At 65.3% G+C, this 13321-nt stretch carries 10 protein-coding genes; 9 read left to right on the forward strand and 1 reads right to left on the reverse strand.

What is annotated here, in order from left to right; all coding sequences use genetic code 11:
• The first annotated feature begins 65 nt into the window (after nucleotides 1-65).
• The 8 genes from msrB to SE92_RS34430 all read left to right on the forward strand — a co-directional run bounded on the left by msrB (nucleotide 66) and on the right by SE92_RS34430 (nucleotide 12081).
• Entirely contained in the window at nucleotides 66-578 is a 513-nt protein-coding gene (msrB, locus tag SE92_RS34395; protein ID WP_063203229.1) for a peptide-methionine (R)-S-oxide reductase MsrB, read from the forward strand.
• A gap of 177 nt (nucleotides 579-755) precedes the next feature.
• The gene (locus SE92_RS34400) at nucleotides 756-3017 is read left to right on the forward strand and encodes a flagellar hook-basal body complex protein (RefSeq protein ID WP_063203230.1); all 2262 of its coding nucleotides are present in this window, start codon (nucleotides 756-758) and stop codon (nucleotides 3015-3017) included.
• A gap of 34 nt (nucleotides 3018-3051) precedes the next feature.
• Nucleotides 3052-4935 carry a flagellar hook-associated protein FlgK gene (flgK, locus tag SE92_RS34405; RefSeq protein ID WP_063203231.1) on the forward strand — a complete coding sequence of 628 codons (1884 nt, stop codon included), beginning with the start codon at nucleotides 3052-3054 and terminating at the stop codon, nucleotides 4933-4935.
• Nucleotides 4936-4956: 21 nt separating this feature from the next.
• Nucleotides 4957-6840: a flagellar protein gene (locus SE92_RS34410; protein ID WP_063203232.1), complete on the forward strand. Its 1884-nt coding sequence runs from the start codon at nucleotides 4957-4959 to the stop codon at nucleotides 6838-6840.
• Between the two features lie 71 nt (nucleotides 6841-6911).
• Entirely contained in the window at nucleotides 6912-7697 is a 786-nt protein-coding gene (locus tag SE92_RS34415; protein WP_063203233.1) for a hypothetical protein, read from the forward strand.
• 10 nt (nucleotides 7698-7707) lie between these two features.
• Nucleotides 7708-9330: a hypothetical protein gene (locus SE92_RS34420; protein ID WP_198172885.1), complete on the forward strand. Its 1623-nt coding sequence runs from the start codon at nucleotides 7708-7710 to the stop codon at nucleotides 9328-9330.
• Between the two features lies 1 nt (nucleotide 9331).
• Nucleotides 9332-10585 (forward strand): ATP-grasp domain-containing protein, encoded by a 1254-nt coding sequence (locus SE92_RS34425; protein ID WP_063203235.1) that lies wholly within the window; start codon nucleotides 9332-9334, stop codon nucleotides 10583-10585.
• Nucleotides 10582-12081: a pyridoxal phosphate-dependent decarboxylase family protein gene (locus SE92_RS34430; RefSeq protein ID WP_063203236.1), complete on the forward strand. Its 1500-nt coding sequence runs from the start codon at nucleotides 10582-10584 to the stop codon at nucleotides 12079-12081. Before SE92_RS34425 ends, SE92_RS34430 begins: the two co-directional genes overlap by 4 nt.
• 77 nt (nucleotides 12082-12158) lie before the next feature.
• Here SE92_RS34430 and flbT read toward each other — a convergent pair whose 3' ends face one another.
• Nucleotides 12159-12599, reverse strand: coding sequence for a flagellar biosynthesis repressor FlbT (gene flbT / locus SE92_RS34435; RefSeq protein WP_063203237.1), 441 nt, complete (start codon nucleotides 12597-12599; stop codon nucleotides 12159-12161).
• Between the two features lie 319 nt (nucleotides 12600-12918).
• Here flbT and SE92_RS34440 point away from each other — a divergent pair.
• A partial coding sequence (locus tag SE92_RS34440; protein WP_502686789.1) for a flagellin N-terminal helical domain-containing protein occupies nucleotides 12919-13321 on the forward strand: 403 nt, incomplete at its 3' end.

Below are 13321 nucleotides of genomic sequence, written 5' to 3' on the forward strand. Positions count from 1 at the left end.
GAACGTGTAACGTCCGCCGTTAAAGCCCGTATCTCAGGGCGTGGAGCTCCCGCACGGAGAATGAGATGTTTGACCGCCGCATGCTGTTGACGACTGCCGCCGGCCTGTTCGGCCTTGCGGCCTTCCGCTGGCTGAGAGGAACCCCGGCCGAGGCCGGCGAGAAGGTCGCGGAAAAGTTCGAGATCACCAAGACGGAGGCCGAATGGCGCGCGCAGCTCACGCCGCAGCAATATGAGATCCTGCGCAACCACGGCACCGAGCGGCCGGGCTCCAGCCCGCTGCTGAAAGAGCACCGCAAGGGCACCTTCGCCTGCGCCGGCTGCGACCTGCCGCTGTTCGCCTCCGAGACCAAATTCGAGAGCGGCACCGGCTGGCCGAGCTTCTACCAGCCGATCGAGGGCAATGTCGGCAAGACCGAGGACCGCGCCTACGGCATGGTTCGTACCGAGGTGCATTGCCGGCGCTGCGGCGGCCATCTCGGCCACGTCTTCGACGACGGTCCGAAGCCGACCGGATTGCGATATTGCATCGACGGTTTCGGGCTGGTCTTCCACCCCGCGGCGGCGTCGGCGACGTAAGGAAGTCCCGGCAATTGTTGCCGGTCCCGGCAATTGTGCCCCGGTCGTCAGGCCGGGGCTTTTTCATTAAGTCATTGATTTCTTAGAGATACCCGCATTGGCATGGCCTTTGCGACTGTCTCCCCCGACTGCGGCCATGGTCGACCGGCCGCCGAGATCGGATTTGGAGACAAAGTTATGGGTATCTTCGATGCAATGAACACCTCGGTGGGTGGCCTGCAGGCGCAGTCCTACGCGCTGCAGAACATTTCCGGCAACATCGCGAACTCATCCACCACCGGTTACAAGGGCATCGGCACCAGCTTCGTCGATCTCATTCCCGACTCCTCGGTTCCGAGCAAGCAGGTCGCGGGCGGCGTGACGGCCAACGCCAAGGCCACCATTACCACGCAGGGTACGATCTCGGGCTCCACCGTCGCCACCAACATGGCGATCACCGGCGACGGCTTCTTCTCGATCCAGAAGGCGACCGGCATCGTCGACAACGTGCCGGTGTTCAGCGGCGTCACCTATTACACCCGCCGCGGCGACTTCCAGCTCAATGCCAACGGCAATTTGGTCAACGGCGCCGGCTATTATTTGATGGGCGTCACGGTGGACCCCAAGACCGGCAACCCGACCGGCAACGTGGCGAACGTCCTCAAATTCCAGAACAACTTCATTCCCGCCCAGGCCACCACTTCGATCCAGTACGCCGCGAACCTTCCGACGCAGCCGAACACGGCGGCGAGCTCGACCGCCGCGACCGGGACGCTGCTGGCTGCCGGCGGCCTCAACCCATCGGATTTCGCCGCCAACCCGCTACCGGTCGGCACGCCGCCCGCGCCCTACACCAACAACACCGCTTCGGGTGCCGCGGCCACGGGCAACCTCCGCTCGCCCTATTCGTCGACGACGAACACCGGATCGGTCGCTCTTCAGAACAATTCGTCGGCGGTGGCATCGACGACGACATCGCTGGATAATACCGTCGGCACGCATCTCGCATCGAGCATCCTCACCGCGTTGAGCGGTCAGACGCTGACCATCAACGGCAGCAACACGATCACCTTCAACGCCGGCAACACCGTCACGCTCGGCACCAACTCGACCATCGGTCTGGGCGCCGGCACGCCTGCGACGGTCCAGGACATTCTGACCGCAATTCAGAACGCGGCCGGCCCCGGCGTCACCGCGTCCCTCAACGCGAGCGGCAACATCGTGATCTCGAGCGGCACCACCACGGACGTGGCGGTGAACAGCGGCACCGCGGCCACGGCGCTCGGTATCACCAGCGTGACGCGCGGCGGCAACGTGCTGTCATCGCCTGCGATCTCCGGGGCGACGCTGTTGAGCGGCAGCGCGACGGCCGGCGGCGCCCAGGTTCTCTCCTCGGGTTTTTCGGCGGGCCCGCCTGCCGACACCATCACCGTCAACGGCCAGACGCTGACATTCATGGCTTCGGGCGCGAGCGGTCCGAACCAGATCAACGTCACCGACAACATCACGACTCTGCTCAGCAAGATCGATGCGCTCTCCGGCGCCACCGGCTCGTCCGTCAGCACCAGCGGCGTGATCACGTTGAACACGGGCACCGTGTCCAACCTGTCGGTGTCCAGCTCCAACAGCGCGGCCTTCGCCGCGCTCGGCTTTACCTCCACCATCACCAAGAACCGTAACGGCGGCGGCACCGCGGGCACCGGCGGCGTGATCGGCAACGACATCGCGACCTTCACCAAGGAGTCGATCAGCGGCGGCGCGGTGACGGCCTACAACGCGGCCGGTACGCCGGTGAACCTGCAATTGCGCTGGGCCAAGACCGACAGTGCCTCGCTGGGCGCAGGCCACACCGACAGCTGGAATTTGTTCTACCAGACCGATCCGAATGCGACCGGCACCACGGTCGGCTGGGTCAATACGGGCCAGGCCTTCACCTTCGCTTCCGACGGCTCGTTGACCACGCCGAGCGGCTCCGGCATCACCATCAACAATGTCAGCGTCAGCGGCCAGTCGCTCGGCTCCGTCGCCTTCAACATCTCGAGCGGCGGCCTGACGCAATATGCCAGCACGTCGGGCGCCGTGACCATCAACACCATCACGCAGAACGGCTACGCCGCGGGCCAGTTGCGGTCGGTCGCGGTCAACAACAGCGGCCTCGTGGTCGGCACCTTCTCGAACGGCCAGAACCTCAACCTCGCCCAAGTCTCGCTGTCGCACTTCAACGGCACCAACTATTTGAAGGCGATGGATGGTGGCGCGTATGCAGCGACCGAACAGTCTGGCGCCGCGATCGACGGCGCATCGGGAAGCATCAGCGGTTCTTCGCTGGAAGGCTCCAACACCGACATCGCCGACGAATTCACCAAGCTGATCGTGACCCAGCAGGCCTATTCGGCCAACACCAAGGTGATCACGACCGCGAATTCGATGGTGCAGGACCTTCTGAACGTGTTGCGCTGATCGGCGCGTAACGTAACCAAAGGCGGCTAGTCACATGGGTTTGAGTTCAGCCCTCGCCAGCGCGATGAGCGGTCTGCGTGCCAACCAGGCCGCGCTCTCGATCGTCTCCTCGAACGTCGCGAATTCGCAGACGCCGGGTTACGTCGTCCAGAGCCCGAACCAGATCGAGGTCTCCACCGGCGATTTCGGCTCGACGGCGATGACGACCGGCGTCAGCCGGGAGCTCGACACCTTCGTGCTGAACCAGCTGCGCACCGAGACCGGCGGCGGCGGTTACGCCGACCAGATGGCCAACATCCTGAAGCAGCTTCAGAGTGTCTATGGCACGCCCGGCAACAGCGGCACGCTCGAAACCGCGCTGAACAACTTCACCACGGCGCTGCAGGCGCTGTCGACCAGCTCGGGCGCGTCGTCGGCGCAAACGGTTGCCATCGGCGCGGCGCAGGCGCTGGCCACGCAGCTCAACGTCACCACCAAGGGCATCCAGTCGCTGCGCTCCAACGTCGAGCAGGATCTCGGCACCTCGGCGCAGGCCGCGAACGCTGCCATGCAGCAGGTCGCGACCATCAATTCCAAGCTGCAGGGCCTGTCGGCCAACGACCCCTCGGCCGCGACTCTGATGGACCAGCGCGACCAGGCCATCAACACGCTGTCGAAATATGTCGACGTCCGCGTCACCACCGACGGATCGAACCAGGCCAACCTCTACACCACGACGGGCATCCAGCTGGTCGGTGCCGGGCTCGCCTCGCAATTCACTTTTGCTTCCGCCGGCGCGATGTCCGCGACCTCGCTCTACAACATCGATCCGGCCAAGTCGGGCGTCGGCGCGCTCAACATCGTGCTGCCGAACGGCTCGAAGGTCGACGTCGTCGCCAACAACGTGGTCTCGTCGGGCCAGATCGCGGCCGATCTGAAGCTGCGCGACCAGACGCTGGTGCAGGCCCAGAACCAGATCGACCAGCTCGCCGCGACGATGTCGAGCGCATTGTCCGACAAGACCACGGCCGGCAGCGCCGTCTCGGGTCCGCCCGCCGGCTTCGACATCGACCTCGGCGGTGCGTTGCCGGGCAACACCGCCACCTTCACTTACACCGACACGGCCACCAACACCCAGCGCCAGATCACGTTGGTGAACGTGACCGATCCGGCGGCGTTGCCGCTGCAGAATGCGACCAACGCCAACCCGATGCAGATCGGCGTGAACTTTTCCGGCGGCATGGGCGCGATCGCCTCGGCGCTCAACACCGCGCTTTCGACTTCGCACCTCAGCTTCTCCGCGGCGCCAGCGCCGGCGAGCGCCACGACGCTGCGGATCACGGACGACAATTCCGGGCTCGCCAAGGTCAATTCGGCCTCGATCAGCAAGACGATCTCGTCGCTGACCTCGGGCAGTCCGCAACTGGCCGTGTTCACCGACGGCGGGCAGGCGCTCTACACCGGCGCGATCACGTCGTCGGGCTCGCAGCTGACTGGCCTTGCCGGACGCATCAAGGTGAACACGCAGCTGGCCGCCGACCCGACCAGGATGTCGGTCTACAGCACGTCGCCAGTAACGCCGGCGGGCGACACCACGCGTTCGGACTATCTCTACGCGCAGCTCACCTCGGCGGTGTTCTCCTATTCGCCGACGACCGGCCTCGGCTCGGCCAACCAGCCCTTCAGCGGCAGCGTCTCGAACTATTTGCAGCAGTTCCTGAGCATCCAGGCCAACGCCTCGACCCAGGCCACCCAGCTCCAGCAGGGCCAGAGCGTCGTGGTCTCGACGCTGCAGGCCAAGTTCGACTCGACCGCCAAGGTCAACCTCGACTCCGAGATGTCGAACCTGATCCAGCTCCAGAATGCCTATGCCGCCAACGCTCACGTCATGTCGGTGGTGCAGAGCATGATGAACACGTTGATCCAGGCTCAAGTGTAAGCAGTAACAGGGCTCTGAAACATGTCGATCAGCAGCATCAACTACTCCTCGTCGGTTCTCGGCGCGCAGATCCGCAACATCAATCAGCAGCTCACCGACCTGTCGACGCAGCTCTCGACCGGCAAGCTGTCGCAGAACTATTCCGGGATGGGCACCAACGAGGGCTTTGCGATCGCGGGGCGCGCGCAGCTCTCCAACATCGCCGCCTATACCGACACCATCACCAACGTCAATGTCAGCATCAACCTCGCCAACACCGCGTTGCAGTCGCTGACCAAGATCCGCAGCACGGTACAGACGGGCGCCGCCAATACCGCGCAGGATCTCAACGTCAACGGCCAGACGATCGCGCAGAACACCGCCGCCGCGCAGTTCGGTTCGATGGTCGGCGTGCTCAACACGCAGACCGGCAACCGCTATCTGTTCTCCGGAACCGCCGTCAACACGCAGCCGGTCGCGAATGCCGGCGACATCATCAACGGCACCACGACGCAGGCGGGCTTCAAGACCGTGATGGCGGAGCGCCAGGCCGCCGATCTCGGCGCTGGCGGCACGGGCCGTCTGGTGCAGACGCAGCCGACGCCGAGCTCGATCCAGGTCTCGGAAGACGTCGCGGGCTCACCCTTCGGCCTCAAGATCAAGGCGGTGTCCTCGACGCTCACGGGCGCGACCGTCACCGGCCCGAGCGGCTCGCCGGTGTCGTTCTCGGTCGACCTCAACGGCGTCAACCCGAGCAATGGCGACAAGCTCAGCGTTCAGTTCACGCTGCCGGACGGCACGACCGAGCAGATCGACCTGACCGCATCCACGGCGACGCCGACGCCGCTCGGCAGCTTTGCGATCGATGCGAGCACCCCGGTCAACCCGACCAACACCGCGAACAACCTCAACACGGCGCTGAACACCGCGATCACCAAGCTCGCCAACACCTCGCTGGTGGCGGCCTCCGCGATCGTCGCCGGCGACAATTTCTTCAATACCGCCAGCTCTGCGATCGGCACGCCGGTCAACAACCAGGCGGCGCCGCCGGCACCCGTCAGCGGCGCGACGGCACTGTCCGGGGCTAGCCCCTCGGATTCGATCTCGCCGGGCTTCGTCGCCGGCGACACCATCACCGTCAACGGCACCACGCTGACCTTCGTGACCTCGGGCGCGACGGGCAACCAGCTCAACGTCACCGACAGCGTCCAGAGCCTGCTCGGCAAGATCGACCAGATCACGGGAACGTCGAAGCCCTCGACGGTCCACGGCGGCTCGATCACGATCAACACCGACGATGCGGCCGGCCTGAATATCACCAGCTCGAATACGGGGGCGCTGGGCTCGCTTGGTTTTGCCTCGACACCCGTGACCGCCACGCAGCCGCCGCTGCGCGTCGGGACCTCGCCGGCGAGCTCGGCGACGACGCTGGTCAACGGCTCGGCCACCACCGTGAAATGGTACCAGGGCAATGACGGGCCCGGCTCGGCGCGCTCCACCGCGATGGCGCGGGTCGACGATTCCGTCGCGGTGCAATATGGCGCCCAGGCCAATGAGGATGCGATCCGCCGGCAATTGCAGGCGATCGCGGTGTTCGGGACCTTCTCGACCTCGCCGACCGGCCAGTATTCGGGCGGTCAGGTCTCCGCGCTGAGCCAGCGGGTGACGCAGGCGCTGACGCAGCAGCCCGGCCAGCAGCGCATCGAGGACATCCAGACCGACATCGCGATGGCCCAGAACACGATGAAGGATGCGAGTACGCGCCAGACCCAGGCCAAGGCGCAGCTCCAGACCATTATCGACCAGGCTGAATCGGCTTCGCCGGACCAGGTCGCGAGCGAGATCCTGGCGCTGCAGAACGCGCTGCAGGCGTCCTACCAGGTGACCTCGAACCTGGCGCAGCTCTCGCTCGTCAAGTTCCTGTAAGGCTGCGTTAAGACGCCGTTAACCATGCCTCTTTACCTCTTGGTGAGGATTGGAGCGGGGCGGAGCTGCCGATGTCGGACAAGATGCAACTGGTGGTGGCGACGCCGTGTTTCGGCGGGCAGGTGTCGAGCATCTATGCGAGCTCGATCTTCGCGCTGCAGCGCGCCGTGCACGGCATGTCCAATCTCGAGCTCAAGGTGCTGCTGCGCGACGGCGACGCGCTGATCACCCGCGCGCGGGCCAATCTGGTCGCGATGTTCCTGGACGATCCCAATGCGACCCATTTCCTGTTCGTCGACGCCGACATCGGCTTCAAGCCGGAGCAGGTGTTCCGGTTGATCGAATGCGGCGCCGACGTCGTTGCCGGCTGCTATCCGATCAAGCGGGTCAACTGGGACAAGGCGGCGCGGGCGATCCAGTCCGGCCGGGCCGACGTGCCGGCCGCTTCGCTGGATTACGTGCTGGAGATCGAGGATCCCGACCGCATCGTCGTGGTCAACGGCTTTACCCGCGTACGCTGGGCGGGCACTGGCTTCCTGATGATACGGCGTCATGTGCTGGAGGCGATGTGCCGCCATCCGGACTATGCGAGCCTGCAATTCTTCCGCGAGCACTCGCACGATACGCTTGTCGCCAGCCAGAACCGCTTTGCGCTGTTCGAATGCATGATCGATCCGGCGACCGGCACATATCTCTCCGAGGACTTCGCCTTCTGCAAGCGCTGGACCGATATCGGCGGTGAGATCTGGGCCGATATCCAGAGCTCGCTCGATCACGTCGGGCCGTCGGTGTTCCACGGCGATATCGCCTCGCAGTTCGCAGCCGCGCCCGCGTCGGCGGCAGATGCCGCGGCGTGAGCCTGCCGGGATGAGCGCCGGCGCATCCCGCTTGTCAGACCCGGACCGCGCCTCCGACGGTTCGCGTTACCGCCTGCGCGATCTCTTCACACCATTGGACACACTGCTCGTCTCTGGCGGAGATCCGCGGCTGGCGCTCGATCCGACCGACCGCGTCAATGGCTATGGCTGCGCGGCCTCGCCGGAGCCGGAGATCTGGAATTTCGCTTCCTCGACGGCATCGACGATCTCGCAGGCGGCTTATGACCGTGCCGCGCTGGCGCGCGAAGAGCTGATGCACAAATGCCTGTTCGACGAGGTCGAGATCGCCTTCGATGCGCGCTGCGAGGACATGCGGGACGAACTGCGCGGCCATCTCCAGCTTCAGCCGCGCGTCGACGTCGTGTTCTCGCCCTCCGGCACGGATTCCCAGCTCCACGCCTTGTTCCTGGCGCGCGCGGTGCTGAGAGCGCCGCCGGTGTCGATCGTGGTCGGCGCCGACCAGACTGGAAGCGGGACGATCCATACCGCCCGCGGGCATCATTTCAGCTCCATGACGGCGAGCGGCTTTGCGGTTCGCAAGGACGGTGCGGTCGCAGGGCTCGCCGGCGCTAGCCTGGCGTTGCCGCTGCTCGAGACCGCGCCCGGAATTGCGATGCGTGCGGACGCCGATGCAGCGGTGCTGCATGCGGTCGAGACCACGATCGCGCAGGGCGCGCCGGTGCTGCTCCAGATCTTGGATGCCTCGAAGCTCGGCTGGCGAGCACCGAGCGCGGCCTGCCTCGATGAGATCGCAAGGCGCTGGCCGCGCAAGGTCCAGATCGTCGTCGACGCCTGTCAGGCCCGGCTCGGCCGCCGCCGGCTGCGCTCTTATCTCGACCGCGGCTACATGGTGCTGATGTCAGGCTCGAAGTTTTTCGGTGGGCCCGCCTTCAGCGGCGCGCTGCTGGTGCCGAAGGGCCTGTCGCGATCGCTCGACCGCGTCGAGGGGATCGCGCCCGGCATCTTCGACTATGCCGGCCGTTGCGATTGGCCGATGGGCTGGACGGCGCTGCGTTCGCGCTTCGACCGCCGGCCGAACTTCGGTCAATGGCTGCGCTGGGAGGCGGCGCTCGCCGAGATCGGCAGCTACTACGCCGTGCCGGGAGCTTTCCGCGCCAGGGTGCTGGCCGAACTTGCCGCCGGCATCGACAGCATGATCGCGTTGTCGCCTTCGCTTCGCGCCGTTCCCGCGACCAGGACGGCCGGCATGGATGACGAGGAATTTGCACAAACCACGATCTTTCCGTTCATGCTGCTGCGCGGCGGCAAACCGGTTTCGACCGCCGAGACCAGCGCCGTTCATCGGGCGATGGCGCGTGACATGAACGAGGAGATCAATGGCAGCGCGGCGGACCGGCAGATCGCCGCGCAGCGCTGCCTGATCGGCCAGCCGGTCCGTTTGGAGCGGCAGGACGAGGCCACGCAGGCCGTGCTGCGCCTCTGCGTCGGCGCCCGGCTCGTGACCGAGGCTTGGTCGCCTGATACGGCCGAGGCGCAACGCAATGTGCAGCGCCTGCTCGATCGCATCGCCCATGTCCTGGTAAAGATCGAGCTCCTGCTTGACCGTGGCGCAGTTGCGGCCGGGCCGGTAAACTCCGCGTTCGAGGTGTGAGATGCAGCATCCGGTTTCCGCGCCGCTTCGCATGACCGCTGCGAACTATGCCGATCGCATCGGCTTTGCGCAGCTGACGCGCCGGGCCTTCGAAGGTGTCGACCTGCATCCGTTGCGCGACCAGATGCTGGCGCGGATCGCGGCGGGGACCGCGCTGGCGGGCGAAGCGCTGGATCTGTCGTTGATCACCCAGCTTCTCGGCGACAAGGATCAGGGGCTCGCGATCCAGTCGGAGGTGCTCTCCTTCCATCAATTGTTTCGCACGCCGAGCGCTGCTCCGAAACCGGGCCTGCGCGTGCTCGCGCTGGCCGCCGACATCGACATGGGCGGCAACACGCCGATCGATTTTCTGCTCGAAGGCTCCGACATCGAGCTGTTGACGCTCTACGTGGTGAAGGGCGTTGGCCTGCCGGAGAATCTGCCCGAGCATGACGTTGCCATCGTGGTCGCCTCCGATTCCGAGGAATGCCGTGAGGCGCTCGCCTTGATCGAGAAGGCCGCGCCGCACTGGCCGCGGCCGCTCCTCAATCGTCCCGATCGTATCGGCAATCTCGATCGCGACAAGCTGCATCGGCTGCTCGCCGGCGTCCCGGGCCTCGACATTCCCGCGACCATCCACGCGACGTGCGCGCAATTGTCCGATCTCTCCACAGGACAGATCGCGGGCCGGGACATTGCGGATGAATTGCGCTTTCCGATGATCGCGCGGCCGCGCGGCTCGCATGCCGGCGTCGGACTCGTCAAGCTCGACGATGTGGCGGCACTCGCAGCCTATCTTTCCGAACGGGACGAGCAGGATTTCTTCGTTGCGCGCTTCGTCGACTATGTGAACGCGGATGGGCTTTATCGCAAATATCGTCTCGCGATGGTGGACGGCAAAGCCTATGCCTGCCACATGGCGATCGCCGACCGCTGGGATATCTGGTATCTCAACGCCTACATGGCGTTCAGCGAGGAGAAGCGCGCGGAAGAGGCGCTCTTCATGCGCGACTTCGATCATGCCTTCGCGGCGCGTCACAAGCGCGCGCTCGACGAGATGTGCCACCGCGTCGGCCTCGATTATTTCATCGTCGATTGCGCCGAAAACCAGCAGGGCGAGCTGCTGGTGTTCGAAGCCGACAACACCGCCGTCGTGCACAACATGGATTCGCCGGACGTGTTTCCGTACAAGCCGCCGCAGATGCGCAAGATCTTCGCGGCGTTCTCGGCGATGCTGTCGCGGCATGCAAGGGCCGGCGAGGGGAGTGCAACATGAACGAGATCATCCGCAACGCGCCAAGCACCACTGCGCACGCTTCGCTCGACCCGGAGGACTGGAACGCATTTCGCGCGCTCGCCCATCGCATGCTGGACGAGACGATCGACGGCATCGCCAATGTTCGGACGCGCCCCGTCTGGCAGCCAATCCCTGACGACGTCCGCGCTTCATTCAAGGCCGACGTGCCGCGCGAGGCAGGCGACCTCGCTGAGGTCTATCGCGAGTTCGCCGAGCACGTCGCGCCCTATGCGACCGGCAACGTCCATCCCGGCTTCATGGGATGGGTGCATGGCGGCGGCACCGCGGTCGGCATGCTTGCGGAGATGCTCGCAGCCGGCCTCAACGCCAATCTCGGTGGGCGCGACCACATGCCGATCGAGGTCGAGCGCCAGGTCGTCGACTGGATGCGCCGCCTGTTCGCTTTTCCTGACAGCGCGAGCGGCATCTTCGTCACGGGCACGTCGATGGCCAATCTGATGGCGGTGCTGGTGGCGCGCAGCGCTGCGCTCGGCACGCTGGCGCGGCAATACGGCATCGGCAATGACGGCGCGCTGCTCACGGCCTATACGTCGCAGGCCGCGCATGGCTGCGTCTCCCGGGCGATGGACATTGCCGGGCTCGGCACCGATGCGTTGCGCAAGATCGGCGTCGATGCCGATCATCGCATCGACGTCGCCGCGCTGCGCGCGCAGATCGCCGTCGATCGTGAGGTCGGCTTCAAGCCGTTCCTGGTCGTCGCGTCTGCCGGCACGGTGGACATTGGTGCGATCGACGATCTCAAGGCCATTGCACAGCTGTGCCGCGAGGAGGGAATCTGGTTTCACGTCGACGGTGCTTTCGGCGCGCTCGCGATCTTCTCGCCCGAGCTCGCGCCGCTGCTCGGCGGTATCGAGCTCGCCGATTCCATTGCACTCGATTTCCACAAATGGGGGCAGGTGCCCTATGATGCCGGCTTCCTGCTGGTGCGCGACGGCGAGCAGCATCGGCAGGCCTTCGCGCAGCCCGCGGCCTATCTGCGCCGCGAGGCGAGAGGCCTTGCGGCGGGGGCGGTCTGGCCCTGCGATCTCGGCCCCGATCTGTCGCGCGGCTTCCGTGCGCTGAAGACGTGGTTCACGCTGAAGACGTTCGGCACCGACCGGCTCGGTGCGACGATCGCGCGAAGCTGCGCGTTGGCGAAGTATCTCGAAACGCGCGTGCTGGCCGAACCGCGATTGGAATTGCTGGCGCCGGTCAACCTCAACATCGTCTGTTTCCGCTACCGTGCCATTGACGCGGTCAATCGCGAGATCGTCGCCGACATCCAGGAGTCCGGAATAGCGGCACCGTCGAGCACGATGCTGGACGGCAAGTTCGCGATCCGCGCCGCGATCGTCAACCACCGCACTGAGGCGGCGGACATCGATGCGCTGGTCGCGGCGGTGCTGGAGTTTGGCGCGCGGCGGTGCGGCGACGGCGTGATCGAGGTCGAGGCGCCGCCACTCGCGGCGCACTAGAACTGGTGCGTCCCTGAAACGACAACGGCCCCGGAGATGATCCGGGGCCGTCGTCGTCTGCGGGACTGTGTCGTTGGTCAGGCGGCGGAGCTCACGTCGTCCTTGTCCGCGTCCGTCTTGGGATGGGTGGCCTCGAACTGGCTCCGCAGCTTCTCTTCATAGGCGATCAGCTTGCGGGCATCCTTCAGCGCCCGGTAGAGGTCGCCGTTCAAGATGTTGTTGTTGATGGCCTCGATGATCGGCCATGCGCTCGGCACCGCGGTGACGATGTCACGCACGAGGTTGAAGTAGGTGCCGTGCTGTGTCTGCGGATCCGGCGAGATGTACATGAGCTGCACGGCCAGATAGACGAGCTTGGCCGGCGTATCGGCGGTCTCCGGCGTGAGGATGTCGCGCTCGCGCAGGATCGGCACGTTGTCGCCGTCGATCAGGAGGCGGGCGCGCTGGTCCGTGTTGGTAATCACGCAGTTACCGACGATGATACGTTCGTGCGGTCTGAGCTCGACCTTGAGGGCCATGCCTGTTCTCCATCAACGCTTTCGTAACCGAGCGTTCGTTGCGGCCTCTGAAGACGTGATTCTCGCTCGCAATTAGTTAACGAGCTGTAAATCCGCACCATTTGCGCTGAAAAACTCAATGTTTTCAAAGGCGGATTCGTGTGGCGGCGCAACGATGCGGGGCGCCTCTTTGGCCGAATCACGCGCGCCCCGGCAAAAGCGCGGGTTTCATTTCATGTTTCGTTAGAGGTCTCGGCGCCACGGTCCGCCGTCGCTGGATCACTCGCGATCCAAGCAGACGTGTAACAGTAGCGTCGTTTACCAGAAAGGTAACAGAGTTATGTCAGGCATCGTCCTCTCCGCATCGGTTCGCCAGAACCTGCTCTCCCTCCAGTCCACCGCTGATCTTCTCGCCACCACGCAGAACCGTCTGTCGACCGGCAAGAGCGTCAACTCGGCCCTGGACAATCCCACCAACTTCTTCACCGCCCAGTCGCTCGACAACCGCGCCAGCGACATCAACAACCTGCTCGACGGCATCGCCAACGGCGTGCAAGTGCTGCAGGCCGCCAACACCGGCATCACCTCGCTGCAGAAGCTGATCGACAGCGCCAAGTCGATCGCCAACCAGGCACTGCAGACCACGGTCGGTTACTCCACCAAGTCCAACGTCTCCGCCACCATCGCCGGTGCGACGGCCGCCGACCTGCGCGGCACGACGAGCTATGCCAGCGCCACCGCAT

The sequence above is a fragment of the Bradyrhizobium sp. AT1 genome (assembly GCF_001590795.1).
Classification (GTDB): domain Bacteria; phylum Pseudomonadota; class Alphaproteobacteria; order Rhizobiales; family Xanthobacteraceae; genus Bradyrhizobium.

Bases quoted from the DNA above. Each gene is read 5' to 3' on its own strand.
- SE92_RS34420 (WP_198172885.1), top strand. From the start codon at position 7,708: ATGAGCGCCGGCGCATCCCGCTTGTCAGACCCGGACCGCGCCTCCGAC.
- SE92_RS34410 (WP_063203232.1), top strand. From the start codon at position 4,957: ATGTCGATCAGCAGCATCAACTACTCCTCGTCGGTTCTCGGCGCGCAG.
- msrB (WP_063203229.1), top strand. From the start codon at position 66: ATGTTTGACCGCCGCATGCTGTTGACGACTGCCGCCGGCCTGTTCGGC.
- flgK (WP_063203231.1), top strand. From the start codon at position 3,052: ATGGGTTTGAGTTCAGCCCTCGCCAGCGCGATGAGCGGTCTGCGTGCC.
- SE92_RS34400 (WP_063203230.1), top strand. From the start codon at position 756: ATGGGTATCTTCGATGCAATGAACACCTCGGTGGGTGGCCTGCAGGCG.
- SE92_RS34425 (WP_063203235.1), top strand. From the start codon at position 9,332: ATGCAGCATCCGGTTTCCGCGCCGCTTCGCATGACCGCTGCGAACTAT.
- SE92_RS34430 (WP_063203236.1), top strand. From the start codon at position 10,582: ATGAACGAGATCATCCGCAACGCGCCAAGCACCACTGCGCACGCTTCG.
- flbT (WP_063203237.1), bottom strand. From the start codon at position 12,599: ATGGCCCTCAAGGTCGAGCTCAGACCGCACGAACGTATCATCGTCGGT.
- SE92_RS34415 (WP_063203233.1), top strand. From the start codon at position 6,912: ATGTCGGACAAGATGCAACTGGTGGTGGCGACGCCGTGTTTCGGCGGG.